Consider the following 18,621-nt stretch of genomic DNA (forward strand, 5'->3'; position numbering starts at 1 on the left):
GTTATAATTCTTGATCAACGACCCAGCCGTTCATCCAGAACGGTTTTTGTCTTTTGTGGAATTCCGTCCATCGATCCATTGCTCATAAATAATACAACGTCGCCAGGGCGGATTGCTCTCGAGAGATATTCAACCAGTTCGTCAGTATTGAAAAAAGAGCGAGCATCTTTTGTCTGTCCGTTATTCTTTGCAGATGATGCGATCGCTTCTATGTCTATCCTTTCTTCAGATGGAATAGTTTCATAGTCAGCCGGCGCCTTGAAAAAAACTAAATCAGATCCGGTAAAAGCATTAGGATAAACGTCTTGAAAGAATTTTCGTTTACTCGTGTTTGTTCTTGGTTCGAATACAACCACAATGCGACGTCCAATGTAATGGTTTTTTACTGCATGGATAGTTTCCTTAACGGCTGTTGGGTGGTGAGCAAAATCGTCAATGAGTGTGATATTCCCTGTTCCATCCGTCCATTCTCCAATGACTTCCTGACGGCGCTTTACTCCTGGAAATTTTTCAAAAAGCTCAGAAAATCTCCCGGGTTCTATTCCTAGTTCCTCTAAAACGGCTGAAACGGCAAGAGCATTGAGAGCATTATGTTTTCCAATTAAGGGGAGCCTGAAGGATGCGATTCGACCTTCTTTGCGTTGATAAGTCACAATGGCGCTTTGCTGTTGAGGAATGACAGAAATCAATCTGAAGGTAGCACCATCTTCGACTCCGTATGAAATGATCCGTCCTTTGCAGACTTTTGCTAACTCTTCTCTGTGAGGGTCTTCATGTTTCACTACAAGAAATCCTTCAGGTGGGATGAGACTTGCGAAAGTCTTGAAGGCATTCTTTACAGCTTCCAGGTTTGGGTAAATATCTCCATGGTCGAATTCTACACTGGTAACGATAGCCCCGTAGGGACGATAATGCCAGAACTTGGGAGTTTTATCGAAAAAAGCCGTATCGTATTCATCTCCTTCAAGCACTACCCAATCGCCGTTACCCAGTCTGTAGCCACAGTCCCATTGCTTAACGAATCCTCCAACCAGAGCCGATGGATCGTAGCCTGCTTCAGTAAGAGTCCAGGCGAGGAGGGCTGTGGTGGTAGTTTTTCCGTGAGTTCCCGCCACGACAAGGCTTTTATGTCGTGACAGAAAAACCTTATCTATCAGGTCTGTGATACTCATGTAGGGTATTTTATGCTCAAATATACGCTGAACTTCTGGATTGGTTGCTCTGATTACGTTTCCAATGATGACTCTGTCTGGATTTGCTCGCGAGATGTTTTCCGCATCGTAGGGTATGAAAACGGGGATTCCAAGTTTTTCTATCAGGGTGCTTGTAGGAGGATAAAGCCCCGCATCTGATCCTATCACCTGATAACCTAGCTCTTTACAGGCAGCAGCCATGTTTCCCATCGCTACGCCGCCTATTCCCATGAAGTATAGTTTTTCAGTTTCCCCCATATTCCGTCCTCGCCAAGTCATGAATTGCCATCCGAAAAAGCTTCATCCTGTCCTTCGTGCCGGGATAGTAAACTCTATTTGTGAGTAAAACAACAGAGAATCCATCGGTAAGATCTAACCAAAAGGATGTGCCTGTAAAACCAAGGTGTCCAACGCTGGTCTGGGAAAAGAACCGTCCTGCAGTGGAGTTTTGCGTAGACGGCGTATCGAAACCAAGAGCCCAGGTTGAGTTAGGGATTTCCTTCCGTCTTTCCCAAAAAGATCGCACTATGTCTTTTTTAATTGGAAGTCTAGGCGAGTTGCCACTCCATGTCCTGAAGAGTTCTTTGAGCCAGCCTGACACAGCCTGAGCTGTGCCAAACAGACCTGCATGACCGGCAATTCCTCCCATGGCAAAGCAATTTTCATCGTGAACTTCGCCTTTGAGCCATCTCTTCCTCCAGGAACACCATCCCGTAGAAACCGTTAAAATATCTATTCTGTGACTTTGAAGGTTTTCCTTGGATAGATAGATCAAATTAGGTTCTGGGCAAAGAGTTCTGCAAATGTCAGTCCACAGAACATCGAGTTTTACGCCTTTAATTTCTTCAAGGATAAAGCCAAGCAAAATGTAACCCAGGTCGCTATAACAGGATTGCTTGAGTGGTGTATATGCCGGGGGTGTTTCAAGAATAGCTCTCAAGATATAATTTTTAGCTGTTTCTCTATCTCGGTTTGCTGGAAGGGCTAAATAGAATGGCTCATAATCTTTCCAGCCACCTGCATGAGAGAGAATCGCCCGCAAAGGCACATTGCGGAGATCAGGATGAATCCGTTTTGATGGAAAGAAGTAATGGAGCGGTTCATCAAGCGTCAGGATACCATCAGAGCAAAGTTTCATGAAGGCTGTGGCTGTAACGATGGGTTTTGTGAGAGAAGCAAGGTCGAAAAGGTGATTACAGGTGACAGGAAGCCCGTTTTCTTCTTCGTAACCTGTGTGCGCCTCGAAAAGAACATCTTCCCCACGGGAAATTATAACTGATGCTGCAGTAAATAATCGATCTTCAGCGGCACTCTTAAGCAGGTCGAGGATGTTTGAATTGCTCATAGAAAAACCTTCTTAAAAGAGTGTGTTTGGAAAATTCTTTGATTCCGTCTAAAAAGGTAAAGGTAGTGGTCTCCCGAAAGCTCAGTTTCATTCAGTGTCCTGCGAATTGTTTCAAGCACGCCTTCCAGTTTTTCGGACTCTTCTACGTTAGTAAAACGGAGCACCTTCAGTCCCAGCGCATTCATGAATACGTCAGGACCGGGTGCGTCGCAGAAATAAGACGCGGTGATCAGGAGTTAGCCACAAACTTTTCCTAGCCAAACATCTTTGTTTTATTCAATCAATTGGTGAGATTCTGCATGCAATGCCTTTTAAATCGCAGGTTCCAAAAGCCTGACCGGGGTTGGAAGCGGATGTCAGGAGATTAAAGTTTGATTTCTTACATTCGTAGTGTTTATGAGCGCCTTCTTCCGGGAACCACCAGCCGTAGGCGGCTACAACAACAAATGGATGCACGGAGTCTGTAATTTTTGCTTTCTGGATGATCTTTCCATGTTTGGTTTCAATCAATACATCGCTACCGTCCTTTATTCCGTAGCGTTTAGCTGTTTCGGGATGGATTTCTGCGCATGGATGATCGCTCAATTTGCGGAGACCTTCTATCCATCGGTAGGATGAATGAAGATAAACTTTGTCTTTGGCGCTGGTTAGAACGAGCGGGAAATTATCATCGGTTTCGTCAGGAAGAGTCTTCCCATCAGGAAGAGGATCGGCACCCCATCGGGAAGCCTGAGGCATCACAAGTTCTACTTTGCCGCTCGTAGTTTTGAAGCCGCTATTTCGGTATTTGAAGAATTTTTCTTCTCCTGCTAAATATCCGCGCTCTACAAACTCCTTATAGGTCATTCCCGCCGGAGCCAGAACTTCTTCAAGAAATCCTTCGTAATTATCATACCATTCCGATGGGTCGGTGATTCGCTTGCCAAGTTCGTTCAGAATTTCCATATCCGGTAGGCATTCAGGAGGGGGATCTGCTATCTTGGGGCGTGCCAGGATATAGCCGTGACCTAAGCCGTAGTGTCCAATATCGTTAAATTCGAACTGGGTTGCGACTGGAAGGACTATGTCGGCATAAAGAGCCGTCGGAGTCATAAAAATATCTGAGACTACGAGGAAATCGAGGCTTTTCAGAGTTCTTTCGGTTAGTTCACTGTCTGCCCAGGTTAAAAGAGGATTTGTGCACTGCATATAGGCGGCTCGCACCTTATAGGGAATGCCATCAAGCACAGCCTTTCTGAAGAAAGCCGGTGGGACGGTCATAAGCCGCGGGATGGTCCCAAAATGAGCGTGAATCATTTCTTTGGGCTTTTCGGGAATTTTCGATGCTCGAACAAACTTCCCCAACGGAGCTATAGGTGGATCGAGAGGCTGAATGTTTCCGCCGGGACTGTCTAGATTGCCAGAGATTGCCATAATGGCAATAAGAGCCCTTGCAGTATCGAAATTTTTACGAGTTTGTTCTATGGCGTTTCCCCAATGAATTGCCGCCGGTCTTAACGTGGCGTAAAGCCGCGCCGTCTGAATTATTTGTTCCTTTGGAACCCAGGTGATTCTGGATACTTCTTCTGGAGTATATGCTTTGACGTGTCTTGCGAGATCTTCAAATCCTTGAGTCCAGTTTTCTACGAAGTATTCGTCGTATAGTTTTTCTTCAATTATGACATTGAGCATTCCTAGAGCCAGAGCCGTATCGGAACCAGGGCGAAGCTGAAGGTGAAGATCAGAACGTTTTCCAAGATCAGTTTTTCGCGGGTCGATAGTTATTAAGCGGGTGCCTTCTTTAAGCTGATCAAGTAGAAGCTTTCCAATGGCTCCTTCTTCGTTGGTTGCTGTTGCATGACTTCCCCACAGAATTACAAGACTACTTTTGTGACGGAAGTCCACCACAGGATAAAATCCGCACATGTGAAGCCCGGTAATTTCCCGGGGAGCATGACAAACGTCCTGCACAGCCACAACATTTGGGGAACCAAAGAGGTTTGCAAGACGGATCAGCACAAAATGTTCGAGTCCTTTGGGCATGCCCTGACAAAAAGCCACAGACCGAGCGCCATAACGTTCTTTGGTTTCAATAAGTTTTTCCGAAACTACTCTTAGAGCTTCTTCCCAACTTATACGCTCCCATTGGTTGGCTCCGCGTTCCCCAATTCTCTTCAGTGGAAAGCGAAGTCGCTGAGGATGACGAAGTTTTTCTAAAGAAGCGATCCCTTTAGGGCAGATGTAGCCTCTACTTAAAGGCGCTTCAGGATCGCCTGTTATGCTAATGATTTCTTTGTCCTTAACTTTAACGACTAACCCACATCCTCCGTGATCCATTCGACCACAATGAGTTTTTATTTCGTGGATATTTGCATCTCCGTTGTTATGCATGATTTGCTCCTTTTTACTATTTCATCCAACGACCATGAAACCGCAATCTCTCTAAGGACGCCTTTTTTATCAAGATAGCTGAGCTTTTTTTCTTCGATCCCTTTGTAAAAGAGCTTCCTTGTAAGCATAACGTCTTGACAACAGTAATCGACCAGAGTGTTCCACTTTCCTTCTCTGAACCACCGCACTGCCTGAATTCCGTCAGCAAGTTTGAATTCCTTTAGATTTACAGCTGCAAGATGATCAAGGCTTATTTTGCGTCCGATTACACGATGGATGTCTTTGAGCATATCAAAGGTTGGAAGGTGTCGTTTAAGGTCAGATTGTGCATAAGGCGCAAGAACTTTGTAGTCAAAGTCGATGATATTGAAGCCCACGACGAGATCATACCTGGACAGTCTTTCTATGAGTTTGTTTATCTCTTCTTCGCGGTAGGTTAGATAGTTGCTCTGGAGTTCGTCATAGATAACAGCCACAGAAATTCTCATAAGATGGGCATTGTTCCATCCTCCCACTTCGTGTGCTAGAAATTGAGTTTCAAGATCGAAAAAGGCTATGTTGGGTCGGTCTCTAATAACTAAAGGAGAACGTTCCCGGAAATTTTCAGGCTGATTCAACGGCTCGGGATCAATTTTCGCATCGGTTTTTTCTGCTTCAGCTTTGTCAAACTCAAAGAGAGCTCTTGAAATCAACTTTGCTGCTTCCTTGTCAAGAGGTTTATTGCCTGAGCCACAGCGTGGAGAATGAATGCACATAGGACATCCTTCAGCACAGTCGCAAGCGTCAAGAAGACATATGACTTTGTCAAACAAAGATTCTATCATATCAAACGCTTTTTCGCAAATACCGATTCCACCTTCATATCCGTCGTAGATAAAAACGGCACTTTTTTGAACTTTTGGGTGGAAGGGATAGGCAATACCGCCAATGTCGCCGCGATCACAGAGGATAAGCAATGGAAACATGCTGATAAGAGCGTGTTCTAAAGCATGGATGCCGCCCATGAAGTGAAGGTCTCTTTTTTTGACCAGTTCCTGAATCCAGGGGTCAATTTCGATCCACAGCCCCACAGTCTCATAACACTGTGGCGGAAGATCGAGACTTTCTCGACCCAGAACTTCCAGAGTTTTTACTGACTTTTTTTCGTATCCTACTACCTGTTCTGTTATTTTTAAGCGACCGAGCCTCAAGACAAAATTACGGACCTTTCTGCTCCTGATGACTTCGAGGATTTCCGTTTCCTTGGTGGTTATAGCCATGGTGAAGTAAGGTCCGGAAAAAGGGCGAACTGTGATGCGGCGGAAAGATAGGTCAAGTTCTGTAACCTCGTAAGTTTCTCCAAGGTGAAGGTAAACCGCACCGGGATGGCATTCTTTAAATGCTCGGACTCCATCAATAGACCCCAGTAAAACTGGTGACTCACTTCCGGCTTTTAGCAGGATAGTGAATCCATTTCCCGTCTGGCGAATATCAACCAGTCTGTGCGGGTATAAGGATGTGGCGCTCCATGATCCGTTTCCTCCATTTTGAACGATTCTCCCTGTAGCTTTTAGAAACCTGAGCGGTTCAAACCAGTGGGGTTTCCTTTCCAGTTCGTCAGCCTGGATAGGATATTCTGCAGCGGCGCAAAGGATGTGATCAGTGTTGATTCGGAAATTTCTGGTATCGGCAACAGCTATTTCAGCCTTTCCTGATAAGATGTGATCCGGATGGGATATGATGTATTGGTCCAGAGCATCAGCCTGAGGAAGCAATATGATTGCCGATTCTTGCCCGCTTCTACCAACTCGCCCGGCTCTCTGCCATGTATTCATGATTGTTCCGGGATAGCCAGCAAGCACGCATACATCCAGATCTCCGATATCCACACCAAGTTCCATGGCGCTGGTGCTGATAATGCCTAGAAGACCTTTTTTCTGAGAGAGCTTTCTCTCGATTTCTCGCCGGTCGGATGGCAAAAGCCCGGCTCGGTAAGAACTCACATGTTTTGCAAGTTTGGGGAAGCGCTGTCGAAATGTCAAAAAGATAAGCTCTGTCATGCGTCTGGAGCGAGTAAAAACGATTGTTTTGAGATTTTCTTCTACGGCTTCAGCAAGGATCCAGGAAGCCGTGAGAGCCATGGGGTAATCGCTCTTTAGAAAAACAAAATGTCGGAGCGGAAGAGGGGCTGAAGAGCGGTTAACGAGCACTATTTCTTCTTCGGGGATACCGGTGAGTTGGGAAGAGAGTTCCTGAGGGTTTCCGATGGTAGCTGAGAGAAGTATGAACTGTAGAGAATTGGGTGTCTGACTGTAGAGCCTTTGAATACGTTGAAGGCGTCTTAAAATCTGAGCTACATGGCTTCCGAAAACTCCCCGATAGGTGTGAATTTCGTCAAGAACTACCAGTCGAAGATTTTTCCAGAGATTTTGCCACTTGGAGTGATAGGGGAGGAAAGCATAATGGAGCATGTCCGGATTTGTGATGATGATCGGTGGAACGGCATCTCTAATCAGGGCTCTTTCCCTGGTAGATGTATCTCCATCATAGACCTGCACGGGTGATGTTCTTTGTGACCATCCCTTTTCGGGAAAAAGGGCTGAAAAAAAGGATGATGCTGCATCGAGTTGATCGCGGCTTAGAGCCTTTATAGGAAATATAAAAAGGGCTTTTGCTTGGGGATCTTTCAAAAGAGCTTCGGCGAAAGCCAGGTAGTATATGAGTGATTTGCCGCTTGCCATGGGAGTAGAAACAACAACGTGTTTTCCCGATCGAATTGCTTTAAGGGCTTCCGCCTGGTGGTGATACAACCCCTGGAGAGTATTAACTCTGATACTCTGGCTTCTTGAAGACAGAGCTTTTCTGAGAAGCTGACTCAGTTCCCTGGGTAGGGCACTTTCCAGCGGAACTATATCTGGGGGCTGATCCTTGAGAATAGCATGATGAACAATTTCCCATCTGGTTTCTCGATGACTTTTCAGACTCTTAATGAACTGTTGAATTGCCATTTTTGTTTCCTGCATTTATACTTATCGAGAATTGTTCTGTGGTTTGTCTGTTCAAAGTCAGTTTTGTCCCAAAATAGTCGCGGAGGCAAGAGATGAAACCGGAAGATTTGGTAAAAAACGTTATGTGGTTTGGGCATGATGCTATCTGCATTAAAGGGTCTCAAACCGTGTTTTTCGATCCTTATGAGCTTTCCGAATCTGCTCCCAAAGCCGATATAATTCTTATAAGCCACGAACATTTTGATCATTGCTCCCCGCAGGATGTTTCCAAAATAAAAAAACCGGATACTGTAATTGTTACCGACAAAGCCTCTTCGTCAAAGCTTTCCGGTGATGTCAGAGTAGTTAAGCCGGGGGACAAAATAACCGTAAAGGGTGTTAACATCGAAGTTTATCCTGCCTATAATGTTAACAAGCAGTTTCATCCTAAAAATGCTGGCATGCTTTCCTTTTTGGTGGAAATGGACGGAGTTCGCTACTATCATGCTGGAGATTCCGATTTCATCGAAGAGATGAAAAATCTAAACGTTGACGTAGCTTTTCTTCCTGTATCCGGAACCTATGTGATGACGGCTCAGGAAGCCGTTGAAGCAGCCAGAGCGATCAAGCCCAAAGTTGCTGTGCCAATGCATTACGGATCCATAGTAGGTTCCGCTAAAGACGCCGAGAATTTTGCCAGGGCTCTCGAAGGTCAGATTCCCGTGGTCATTCTTAAAAAAATGTAAAGTTTGAAAAGGTTCCCGACAATGATCCCTCTTTACCGTGAAGCTTACGCTAAGGGGGTGCTCCAGGATAGAATCAGGCGAGCTCTTTCCTGGATGAGCAAGTGCACTCTGTGCCCTCGAATGTGCAAGGTTAACCGGCTCAAGAATGAGCAGGGCAGATGTCTGATTGGGAGATATGCTGTTGTAGCAAGCTACGGTCCTCATTTTGGGGAGGAATCACCCCTTGTGGGACAGAAGGGTTCAGGAACGATTTTTTTTGCTGGTTGTAACCTCGGTTGTATCTTTTGCCAGAACTACGATATAAGTCACACGAATGACGGTTATGTGGTTTCTGCTCCTCAACTTGCTGATATCATGATAGAACTTCAGCGGATGGGCTGTCATAATATAAATTTCGTTACCCCAAGTCATGTTATACCTCAAATTCTTGAAAGTCTTCCCTACGCCGTGGAGAAAGGTCTTGAAGTGCCGCTAGTGTATAATTCCAGCGGCTACGACAGAGTATCGGCTCTGAAACTTCTTGACGGTATAGTGGATATCTACATGCCGGACTTCAAATTCTGGGATCCTTCTTTGAGCAAGAGATGGTGCGATGCTGAAGATTACCCGGAACGAGCAAGATTGGCATTGAAGGAAATGCATCGTCAGGTTGGCGACCTGATCATAGAAAATGGAATTGCTAAGCGGGGACTTCTGGTAAGACATCTTGTAATGCCCGGTTGTCTGGACGACTCAAGAGAGATTATTCGATTCGTTGCTCAGGAAATTTCTCCAGATACTTACATTAACATCATGAATCAGTATCGTCCTATGGGAGAGGTCCTGGAAAGACGGGAGCGTGATGAAATAGACATGCGTCTTCTGAGGATGCTTAAACACGAGGAGTATCTTAAAGCTTTGCAGATAGCTCAAGAATTTGGACTTTCAAGAATTGATGATCGTCGGAGCTTTCTCAGATGGCTCTTTCGAGAACGGTAACAATCCCTTACCGGCACATTTTCGCTATAGGAGATATTCATGGTCAGGTTAGAAGACTAAGAGAACTGCTTAACGAAATTCCCTGCGATTTGTCTCAAGATTTGTTGGTTTTTCTTGGGGACTACATCGATCGTGGTCCCGGATCGAGATATGTGGTTGAGATGGTGCTGGAGCTGCAGCGGCAGAGTGATCGAGTGATATGTCTCAGAGGAAACCACGAGCAGATGTTTCTGGATTTTCTTAATGGAGCAGATCCTCTAATTTTTCTTTTCAATGGTGGTCGGGCGACGCTCGAAAGTTACGGCTATGAGGAGGACGAAGAAGGGCAGTATGAAGTTTTCGTGCCGTTTAGCCATATAGACTTTTTTGAGTCTCTACCTTGTATGGTGGAAACTGACCAATATATATTTGTTCATGCAGGAATTCGTCCTGGAGTGCCATTAAGCGAACAAACAGAGGAAGATCTTCTCTGGATCCGTCATGAATTTATTTTTGCACCTTCTGGGCTAGAAAAGAAAGTTATCTTTGGACATACTCCTTTTTATGAGCCACTTGTTATGGAAGACAAAATTGGTATTGATACTGGAGCCGGCTACGGCAGGAAGCTTACCTGCATTCAGCTTCCGGAGGAGATTTTTTATTGGGTGCGATAGTTGTATTTTTTCTGAAAGGGGATTGAGCTATGGCGAAAATTGATGCGTTTTTCAAGCTTATGCATGAATATAACGCTTCGGATCTTCATCTGGTTGCGGGACAGCAGCCGGTTCTTCGAATTCACGGCGATCTTGAACGAGTAAAATATAAGGTGCTGGATAACGACGATCTTCGAGCTATGCTTTATGAAATAACGCCGGAGGAGAAAATAAAGGAATTTGAAGAAACGGGTGACGTTGACTTTGCTTATGAAATTCCGGGATTGGGACGATACAGAGCAAACTACTACATGCATAAAGACGGCATTGCTGCAGCCTTCAGAGAGATTCCTCAGGAGATTAAGACGGTCGACGAGCTTGGTTTGCCTCCCATACTTAAGCGGTTAGCTTTACTTCCTCGAGGGCTTGTTCTGGTTACCGGTCCCACAGGTAGTGGAAAATCTACCACTCTCGCTGCAATCATAGATGAAGCTAACCGCCTCAGGAAAGATCATATCATAACGATTGAAGACCCTATAGAATTTGTTCATACAAGTAAAAGCTGTGTAATTAGTCATAGAGAAGTTGGAACTCATACACGATCTTTTGCTAAAGCCCTTCGTGCTGCGCTTAGAGAAGACCCGGACATAATACTTGTTGGTGAAATGAGAGATTTAGAGACAATGAGACTGGCTCTAGAAGCAGCTGCTACCGGTCACCTTGTCTTTTCCACACTTCACACAGAGTATGCTTCCAAGACGGTGAATAGAATTATCGAAGTATTTCCAACTGATGAACAGGAACAGATAAGACAAATGTTAGCGGACGCTATAAGAGCTGTAGTATCACAAACTCTTCTTAAAAGATCTGACAAACCTGGTCGTACCGCCGCCGTGGAAATACTTGTTGCTACTCACGGTGTTAGAGCCATGATTCGAGAAAAGAAGACCCAGCATATTCTTTCAGCTATTCAGACAGGGAAAAAATACGGTATGCAAAGCCTGGACGATTCAATTATGGAGCATCTTCAGGCAGGACGGATTTCTCCTCAGGAGGCTTATCTTAAGTGCGCAAATAAAGAAATGTTCCGTCCTTTCCTGACAGAAGCTCCTGTGGATTTTACGGAAGTAGTATAGAAATCAAGAGAGGAATGGTCTTATGAAAAGAGAGGATCTAGATTTTTTGCTGTCTAAGATTTTGGATGATTATCCTCACCTCTCAGATATCAACTTTACCGTTGGCCATCCTCCTCAGGCAGAAGTGGATGGGGTGCTCAGACCGGTCCTTCTTGAATTTGGCATACGTGAACTTGCTCCTTATCACACGGAACAAATAGCCCTGGCTCTCATTGGAGGAAATCGTCGTTTAATCCAGCATCTTATTACCCATGGTTCTGCTGATCTTTCATACTCCATCCCCGGTAAGGCTCGATTTCGTGTAAACGTTTTTTCTCAACAGGGGCATTTTTCCGTTGTTATGAGACAACTTCCTACTCGTGTTCCATCCATAGATGAGATGGGGCTTCCATCAATTCTTAAAGAAGTGGCAAAGGAAAAAAACGGCATAGTGATTGTAACCGGTGCAACCGGAAGTGGTAAATCAACGACTTTGGCGACCATTCTCCACGAAATAAATCTTCATTTTCCGGTGCACGTAATCACTCTTGAAGATCCTGTGGAATTTATGCACAAACCCATAAGAGCAACCTTTAACCAGCGCGAATTAGGAATAGACTTCGACACTTATGCTAATGGCCTTCGAGCTGCTCTCCGTCAGGCTCCCAAGGTTATTCTTGTGGGCGAAATGCGGGATAGAGAAACGGCTGAAATTGCTCTGACTGCCTGTGAAACAGGCCATCTCGTTTTTACCACCTTACACACAATTGATGTGGGACACACGGTAAATCGTCTCATAGGCATGTTTGAACTGGATGAAGAAAGGCTCATTCGCATCCGACTTGCCGAATCTCTAAGATGGATCATTTCACAGCGCCTGCTTCCGAAGGTTGGAGGTGGACGGATTGCGGCTTTCGAAATCATGGGCTCTGACCTTAGAGTCCGTGAAGCTATTGTGCATGGTGAAGCAGAAGGCAGGACTTTCTACGATATGATGGAGCAAAAGAGACCCTTTGGTTGGACGACCTTCGACGCCTGGATTCTTGATCTCTACAAAGATGGTTTAATTACCGAGGAAACTGCCATAGCCTATGCTTCTCAAAGAGCTGTAGTAAAACGAGGTATAGATAACATTAAGGCTGCTAGAGGCGAAAAGACGACTGATATTGAAGGTCTTAGACTTGATGTGGATTATTCCAGGAGAATTATCCGATGAAGTCTTTCGATGTGGATTGGAGCTTATACCTTGTAACTGATAGAACCATTGTAGGTAACCGATCCTTGATCAAATCCGTTGAGGATGCTCTAAGAGGTGGTGTAACGGTTGTTCAGTATCGGGAAAAGCTGGCTTCAACTCGAGTAATGGTAGAAGAAGCTACGGAACTTCTGAAAATCTGCCGTTCTTACAATGCGCTCTTTCTGGTGAACGATCGAATTGATGTAGCTCTGGCTGTTGATGCTGATGGGGTTCATTTGGGGCAGGATGATATGCCCCCTGCTATCGCCCGCCGCATTCTTGGATCCGGAAAGATCATTGGGCTTACGGTCCATAACGAAGAGGAACTCGTGGAAGCAGAACGCTACGATATAGATTATCTCTCTTTTGCACCAGTTTTTGCTACCACCACAAAGCCAGATCACAAAACTCCTTTGGGTATAGAAGGAGTGGCATCGTTGGCTTCGAAGGCTCATCTGCCCTGTGTGGCTATTGGAGGCATTAAAGAGCATCACGTGGAGATGCTTGCAGGAACTGGTATAAAAGGCATATGTGTTGTGTCGGCTATACTGGGTTCAGAAAATCCTGAAGAATCGGCTCGAAGGCTTAAAGCTCTATGGAAGAAACAGTAAAGACTCTTGCCGATGTAGGCGAATTTGGATTTATTGAGATTCTACGCTCGAAGTTCCCTGTATCAACCCATTCGGGGATCATTGTTGGTATTGGTGACGATGTGGCGGTTATAGATGTTGGAACATCGGAATATCTTCTTGTAACCTGTGATGCCCAGATAGGAGATGTTCACTTCCCGGTTGAGCTCATTTCACCATATGACCTGGGATGTCGTATAGTCGAAGTTAATGCAAGCGATGTGGCGGCTATGGGGGGAATGCCGAGGTGGGCTCTTGTAGGGCTTAATGTGCCTGCCCATACTTCATTAAAATTTCTTGAAGAATTTTATGCTGGCGTTGGGGACTCACTTTCCCACATGGAAGCTCACCTCGTAGGCGGTAATTGCGCTCGGACAAAGCAGGAATTGGTCATAGATCTGTTTCTTGTGGGGAGTGTTCCGAAGAATCAGCTTATCAAGAGAAGAGGAGCGTCAGCTGGGGACATTGTTTTTGTTACAGGAACTCTTGGTAAAGCCAGAGCGGGACTTGAAGTAGTTTTGGAAAAAGAAATCGCCGCCAATATCGATAAGAACATTATTGATCAGGCAAGGCGGCTTTTTTTTCGACCTAAAGCTAGAATAATTGAGGGACGAAGATTGGCTCAGTCCCGCTGTGTAACGGCTATGATAGATATCAGTGACGGCTTGCTTCAGGATATTGGTCACCTGGCTAGGGAAAACCAGCTGGATGTTGTTCTGGATATTTCGAAAATTCCAGTAGATCCGATTTGCGAAGAAATTGCGAAAATTAAGGGAGTTGATCCCCTGTTGTGGGCTCTTACTGGTGGAGAAGACTATGAATTGCTTTTTGCTGTGCCCGAAAAGCAGGTTTCTAAGTTGATGGAACAGGATTTTCGTTTTGAGACTGAAACCCCAATTACTTCAATAGGCTTTTTTTTAGAAGGTTCGGGCAGAGTTTTTTTGAGAGACCGTGATGGGAAAACAATACCTTCGGAAGTTTTTATATCTAAAGGTGGTTGGGATCATTTTAGAGGTGGAAAGGCGTGAAGAAAATTTGCAATAAAGCTGTGCCCAGAGTCATGAGTATTGCGGGGTCAGATTCTGGCGGAGGGGCTGGCATTCAGGCTGATCTAAAAACCTGTTCTGCTCTCGGAGTTTACGCCACAACCGTTATTACGGCTTTAACGGCTCAAAATACTGTGGCGGTTAAGGGTATTTTTGCCGTCGATCCTTCGTTTGTTACGGCACAAATAGATGCCATTATGGAAGATATCGGCACAGATTCAGCAAAGACCGGCATGCTGGATCGAAAAGAAATAATACAAGCTGTGGCTGAAGCTGTTAAAAGATGGAAGATTGAAAAATTCATTGTGGATCCAGTTATGGTGGCGAAAAGTGGTGATTTGCTTTTGAAGCCCGATGCAGTGGAAGCTCTTATCAAAGAACTTTTTCCCCTTTCTTACGCTATCACACCTAACGCCCCGGAAGCTCAGGCGATCCTTAGCGGAATGGTTATTAAATCACTTAGTGACATGAAAGATGCAGCTGAACAACTCCACAGGCTCGGTCCCGGGTATGTTGTTCTCAAAGGGGGACATGTGGAAAGCGAAAAGGTTGTGGATGTGTTATACGATGGAAAAAATTTTAAAATTTTCGAGGCTGATCGTATTCCATCCAGAAATACTCATGGAACAGGCTGCACCTTTTCTGCAGCTCTTGCTGCGTTTCTTGCAAAGGGAGAAGAAATTGAAGATGCCGTAGCAAAGGCAAAGCGCTATGTCACTGATGCTATAAAAGCTGGCTTGCCCATCGGATCAGGACATGGTCCCCTTAATCATTTTTATAACTGTAGAACAGGTGAAGTTTACTGAGGATCTGTGCCAGCAATTTGCTTTTGACGTGAAATAGTTTCTTTAATGGATTAAAGGCGATTGTGGACATTTATACACAAAAGGATCTGAAAGAATTCCTGAAGTCTTATTTTAGCCAGAAAGGCATATCGGTAAAAATTGTCCTCTTTGGCTCAAGAGCAAGAGGCCAAAACGAACCTTATTCTGATATAGATCTTGCACTTATTTCAGACGCAGATTTAACAGGTGAGCTGGTAGAATTAAAAGGAATTGTAGAAGAATCTAATCTTCCCTACAAAGTTGATATTGTCATATTTGAAAAACTCCCGCCGGAAATGAAGGAAGAGATTCTTAAAGAAGGCAAAGTATGGGTAGACTTGAAAAGCTAATTAGCGACTTTGCCAGAGCGCTAACAAGGCTGGATGAATCCGTTTCTAAAACTGAGCAATATAAATTAACGGGGGAGTATTCTTTTTATCGAGACTCGTCGATTCAAAGATTTGAGTTTACATTTGAAATTTTCTGGAAAACGTTGAGGGCCTTTCTGGAGAGAGATGGTATCATTTGCAGGTCTCCCAGGAGCTGTATAAGAGAGTTTTTTAGCCTGGGGCTCATATCTGAAGAAGAGATACAAATTCTGTTTAGAATGCTTGAAGATAGAAACCTCACTGTTCATACTTATTTGGAAGAAATTGCGGAAGAGATCTACTCACGTTTAGGCGAATATGTGGGGCTGCTCAAAGATATTAAGGGAAAAATAGAGTCATATAAGTGACGTGATGTTCCTCTTTTAATGATCGTGCCTTGTAATGAGCAAATTCAAAAAGATTCCATTTTGTCTCCACGTTATATCCATAGTTTCTAAAAAATTTTCAGGACGATTTTTGTAAAAGGGGAAATTTGTCCCGTTAAAGATTTTTGAGAGCACGAGGTGAAACCAAATGAAGGGGAGAAAAATATGGAAGTTGGGATAAGTTCAACCATAGCACTTGCTGCCTTGCTGCACGATGTAGGAAAATTTGCTCAGTATGCTGTTTCCCTGCCCGAAGGCTATAGAGAGCGTAATGCTGATTTATATCAACCTTTTTGGAATAACCGTTACTACACTCATTCTCACGCTCTTTTTACAGCCTATTTCCTGGAATCAATGAAGAATTTTATTCCAGAAGGTTTTTGGAATCCAAATGCTTCGACGGTTAGAGGAGTTGCTCCCGATAGCCTGATTAACCTGGCAGCCATGCACCACAAACCGGAAACTCCAGCTCAATGGGTAATTGCCGAGGCAGATCGCTTGAGTAGCGGTTCTGATCGGGATGAGTTTACTGAAGGGAAGGCGATACCAGTATCAGATGCAATAAAAACGAAGCTTATTCCAGTATTTGAAATGCTTTTTTCAAGTGCGGATGCTTCCCGAGACGATTTTTCGTGGCGTTATCAGATTAAACCGATTGATGCCACAACTATTTTCCCTCAGAAGGACTCTTCGGAAGGAAGTGACGAGGATTATCGCAAACTTTATGCAGATTTTTCAAAGGCTTTTACGGAACTGGCGCATAAGAATAAACCTCTTCTCTGGCTTCAGCATCTTGACTCACTCTACCGCACTTTTACTTCTCATGTCCCGGCAGCCCGTGTAGGCAATGTCGTTCACGATGTTTCTCTGTATGATCACAGCCGAACAACGGCAGCTCTGGCTGTAGCTCTTTACAGATATCACGAAGAAACAGATACACTTAGAGAAGACGCTGTAAAGGACAGAAATCCCCGGAAATTTCTTATTGTTTCGGGTGACTTTTACGGCATTCAGTCGTTTATATTTTCGGTCGGAGGAGAACAACGAGGACGTCGGTCTAAGCTTCTCAGGGGTAGATCTTTTTCAGTTTCTTTGCTCACAGAGCTAGCTGCTCATGAAATTGCAAAATCTTTGAAATTGTCTCCTCTGTCTGTTGTTATGTCTGCAGGAGGTAAATTTCATCTTATAGCTCATAACACTGCAGAAAGCCGCAAGAAGATCGAAAAGGTTGCTCAAAAGCTTAACGATTGGCTTCTGGATGTGACATTTGGAGAGAGTGCTCTGGGCATCACTTATACCGGGTTTTCTCCCGCTGACCTTCTCAATGGTAGGTTTGAATCTTTCTGGAAAAGACACATTGAAGCGATGGAAGAAAAGAAATTCCGCCGTTTTGATTTATCTAAACATGGCGGCGTCTTTAAGGATTTTCTCGATCGATTCCGTAACGACCTTTATCGTCCTCTATGCCCCTTCTGTGGAAAGCGTCCCTCCGAAGAAAAGGTTGAAAACGACCGAGCTATAGCTCGTCCCAATGAACGTGCATCAGCTTGTGGAATTTGCCGTGACCATATATTCGTAGGAACGAAGATAGTTAAGAAACACAGAGTAGCGGTCATTGATTCGCAACAGGGGGATTTAGTTGCCCCACTTTTCGGAAAATATCAGCTTAAGTTTGTAGATCCAGGCAGCACCAGTATAGATCTCAAGGGCTTAAATGTTGAGAAATTTTGGGATGTGAACATTTACGATAATGGCACTGTTCCAACCGATGTAACCTTTATGCCCGTAAATGGTTATGTTCCGGTTTATGAAGCCTATGATGAACATGATGAAAGAATTCTCGCAGGAGCAAGATCTGAGGAAGCCAAACTGGAACTAATTGACATGATTCGAGAAGGAGATCCCAAGAGTTTTGCTCATATTGCCAGCAGAGCTCTTTCTTTTGGGGACGATGGGAAACTCTACGGCATTGACGCTCTGGGCGTTCTTAAAGCCGATGTGGACAATCTGGGAGCAATTTTTTCCTGCGGTTTTCGGGGAAAACGCTTTACTATGTCTCGTATGGCAACTTTGAGCCGAGTTTTGAATAACTTTTTTGCTCTTTATCTTCCATACGCATTACGCAACGAAGAAAAAGGAGCCTTTTGTGATGTTTACACTGTCTTTGCCGGAGGAGATGATCTTTTCCTTATTGGTCCGTGGAATAAAATCAGGGATCTGGCAATCTTCATTGTTGGCAAGTTCAGAACTTACGTTTGTGAAAACCGGATGGTGTATATCTCCGCAGGCATCACCCTGCATAAGCCATCTACGCCTATGGATGTTATTGCTGAAGAAACTGAAGAAGCTCTCGGTATGGCAAAAGCGAGCGGGAGAAATAGAGTAACTATGTTTGGTCATTCGGTTTCCTGGGATGCGTTTTCCTGCTTAGTTGATGAAGTTCGCGAAAATTTAAAAAAGTGGCTTTCAGAAGATGTGCTGTCCCGTTCAGCGTTCCACAGGATTTTGAAACTCGTGGAGATGGCGGAGATAGAAGAATGTGCGATCAGTAGAGGCAAGGGCGTTTGTATTACGGACATTGAGTGTGTTAAGTGGCGAGCTTTCCTCGGGTATCAGGTGGCAAGAAATGCCGCAAAGAAGATACGGGATAAGAAAGATGCTCAGAGAGTGCAGACACAGATAGCCGGTCAACTGGCTAAATGGATAAATGATTACCGCGGCGCAATGATTATACCGTTCTGGAGTGTCCTATACGACACCAGAAAAAAGCGAGATTTTTAATATAA

At 44.5% G+C, this 18,621-nt stretch carries 15 protein-coding genes; 11 read left to right on the forward strand and 4 right to left on the reverse strand.

Annotated features, from left to right (window positions below; genetic code table 11):
- Positions 1 to 14: 14 nt before the first annotated feature.
- From WHS38_01215 to WHS38_01230, 4 genes are all read right to left on the reverse strand, one after another.
- Positions 15 to 1,451 (reverse strand): Mur ligase family protein, encoded by a 1,437-nt coding sequence (locus WHS38_01215; GenBank protein ID MEJ5299588.1) that lies wholly within the window; start codon positions 1,449 to 1,451, stop codon positions 15 to 17.
- Positions 1,438 to 2,538, reverse strand: a complete 1,101-nt coding sequence (locus tag WHS38_01220; protein ID MEJ5299589.1) for a serine hydrolase domain-containing protein — start codon at positions 2,536 to 2,538, stop codon at positions 1,438 to 1,440. The genes WHS38_01215 and WHS38_01220 overlap by 14 nt, the downstream gene beginning before the upstream one ends.
- A 276-nt stretch (positions 2,539 to 2,814) precedes the next feature.
- Positions 2,815 to 4,908, reverse strand: coding sequence for a molybdopterin-dependent oxidoreductase (locus WHS38_01225; GenBank protein ID MEJ5299590.1), 2,094 nt, complete (start codon positions 4,906 to 4,908; stop codon positions 2,815 to 2,817).
- Entirely contained in the window at positions 4,872 to 7,895 is a 3,024-nt protein-coding gene (locus WHS38_01230) for a DEAD/DEAH box helicase (protein MEJ5299591.1), read from the reverse strand. The genes WHS38_01225 and WHS38_01230 overlap by 37 nt, the downstream gene beginning before the upstream one ends.
- Positions 7,896 to 7,987: 92 nt before the next feature.
- Between WHS38_01230 and WHS38_01235 the strand changes: the two genes are divergently transcribed.
- From WHS38_01235 to cas10, 11 genes are all read left to right on the forward strand, one after another.
- Positions 7,988 to 8,620 (forward strand): MBL fold metallo-hydrolase, encoded by a 633-nt coding sequence (locus WHS38_01235; protein MEJ5299592.1) that lies wholly within the window; start codon positions 7,988 to 7,990, stop codon positions 8,618 to 8,620.
- A 21-nt stretch (positions 8,621 to 8,641) separates the two neighbouring features.
- Positions 8,642 to 9,598 (forward strand): radical SAM protein, encoded by a 957-nt coding sequence (locus WHS38_01240; GenBank protein ID MEJ5299593.1) that lies wholly within the window; start codon positions 8,642 to 8,644, stop codon positions 9,596 to 9,598.
- On the forward strand, positions 9,577 to 10,251 hold the full coding sequence (locus WHS38_01245) for a metallophosphoesterase family protein (GenBank protein MEJ5299594.1): 675 nt from the start codon (positions 9,577 to 9,579) through the stop codon (positions 10,249 to 10,251). Before WHS38_01240 ends, WHS38_01245 begins: the two co-directional genes overlap by 22 nt.
- A gap of 29 nt (positions 10,252 to 10,280) precedes the next feature.
- Positions 10,281 to 11,366 (forward strand): type IV pilus twitching motility protein PilT, encoded by a 1,086-nt coding sequence (locus WHS38_01250; protein MEJ5299595.1) that lies wholly within the window; start codon positions 10,281 to 10,283, stop codon positions 11,364 to 11,366.
- A 22-nt stretch (positions 11,367 to 11,388) separates the two neighbouring features.
- Positions 11,389 to 12,561, forward strand: a complete 1,173-nt coding sequence (locus WHS38_01255) for a PilT/PilU family type 4a pilus ATPase (protein MEJ5299596.1) — start codon at positions 11,389 to 11,391, stop codon at positions 12,559 to 12,561.
- A complete protein-coding gene (thiE, locus tag WHS38_01260) occupies positions 12,558 to 13,193 on the forward strand; it encodes a thiamine phosphate synthase (protein ID MEJ5299597.1) in 636 nt (211 codons plus the stop codon). Before WHS38_01255 ends, thiE begins: the two co-directional genes overlap by 4 nt.
- A complete protein-coding gene (gene thiL, locus WHS38_01265) occupies positions 13,178 to 14,239 on the forward strand; it encodes a thiamine-phosphate kinase (GenBank protein ID MEJ5299598.1) in 1,062 nt (353 codons plus the stop codon). The genes thiE and thiL overlap by 16 nt, the downstream gene beginning before the upstream one ends.
- Positions 14,236 to 15,063: a bifunctional hydroxymethylpyrimidine kinase/phosphomethylpyrimidine kinase gene (gene thiD / locus WHS38_01270; GenBank protein MEJ5299599.1), complete on the forward strand. Its 828-nt coding sequence runs from the start codon at positions 14,236 to 14,238 to the stop codon at positions 15,061 to 15,063. Before thiL ends, thiD begins: the two co-directional genes overlap by 4 nt.
- A 62-nt stretch (positions 15,064 to 15,125) precedes the next feature.
- The gene (locus tag WHS38_01275; GenBank protein ID MEJ5299600.1) at positions 15,126 to 15,431 is read left to right on the forward strand and encodes a nucleotidyltransferase domain-containing protein; all 306 of its coding nucleotides are present in this window, start codon (positions 15,126 to 15,128) and stop codon (positions 15,429 to 15,431) included.
- Positions 15,410 to 15,817, forward strand: a complete 408-nt coding sequence (locus WHS38_01280; protein ID MEJ5299601.1) for an HI0074 family nucleotidyltransferase substrate-binding subunit — start codon at positions 15,410 to 15,412, stop codon at positions 15,815 to 15,817. Before WHS38_01275 ends, WHS38_01280 begins: the two co-directional genes overlap by 22 nt.
- 183 nt (positions 15,818 to 16,000) lie before the next feature.
- Positions 16,001 to 18,616 (forward strand): type III-A CRISPR-associated protein Cas10/Csm1, encoded by a 2,616-nt coding sequence (gene cas10 / locus WHS38_01285; GenBank protein MEJ5299602.1) that lies wholly within the window; start codon positions 16,001 to 16,003, stop codon positions 18,614 to 18,616.
- Positions 18,617 to 18,621: the final 5 nt, after the last annotated feature.

This window comes from Thermodesulforhabdaceae bacterium (genome assembly GCA_037482015.1).
Lineage (GTDB): Bacteria > Desulfobacterota > Syntrophobacteria > Syntrophobacterales > Thermodesulforhabdaceae > JAOACS01.

Bases quoted from the DNA above. Each gene is read 5' to 3' on its own strand.
- WHS38_01215 (MEJ5299588.1), bottom strand. From the start codon at position 1,451: ATGGGGGAAACTGAAAAACTATACTTCATGGGAATAGGCGGCGTAGCG.
- WHS38_01220 (MEJ5299589.1), bottom strand. From the start codon at position 2,538: ATGAGCAATTCAAACATCCTCGACCTGCTTAAGAGTGCCGCTGAAGAT.
- WHS38_01225 (MEJ5299590.1), bottom strand. From the start codon at position 4,908: ATGCATAACAACGGAGATGCAAATATCCACGAAATAAAAACTCATTGT.
- WHS38_01230 (MEJ5299591.1), bottom strand. From the start codon at position 7,895: ATGGCAATTCAACAGTTCATTAAGAGTCTGAAAAGTCATCGAGAAACC.
- WHS38_01235 (MEJ5299592.1), top strand. From the start codon at position 7,988: ATGAAACCGGAAGATTTGGTAAAAAACGTTATGTGGTTTGGGCATGAT.
- WHS38_01240 (MEJ5299593.1), top strand. From the start codon at position 8,642: ATGATCCCTCTTTACCGTGAAGCTTACGCTAAGGGGGTGCTCCAGGAT.
- WHS38_01245 (MEJ5299594.1), top strand. From the start codon at position 9,577: ATGGCTCTTTCGAGAACGGTAACAATCCCTTACCGGCACATTTTCGCT.
- WHS38_01250 (MEJ5299595.1), top strand. From the start codon at position 10,281: ATGGCGAAAATTGATGCGTTTTTCAAGCTTATGCATGAATATAACGCT.
- WHS38_01255 (MEJ5299596.1), top strand. From the start codon at position 11,389: ATGAAAAGAGAGGATCTAGATTTTTTGCTGTCTAAGATTTTGGATGAT.
- thiE (MEJ5299597.1), top strand. From the start codon at position 12,558: ATGAAGTCTTTCGATGTGGATTGGAGCTTATACCTTGTAACTGATAGA.
- thiL (MEJ5299598.1), top strand. From the start codon at position 13,178: ATGGAAGAAACAGTAAAGACTCTTGCCGATGTAGGCGAATTTGGATTT.
- WHS38_01280 (MEJ5299601.1), top strand. From the start codon at position 15,410: ATGGGTAGACTTGAAAAGCTAATTAGCGACTTTGCCAGAGCGCTAACA.
- cas10 (MEJ5299602.1), top strand. From the start codon at position 16,001: ATGGAAGTTGGGATAAGTTCAACCATAGCACTTGCTGCCTTGCTGCAC.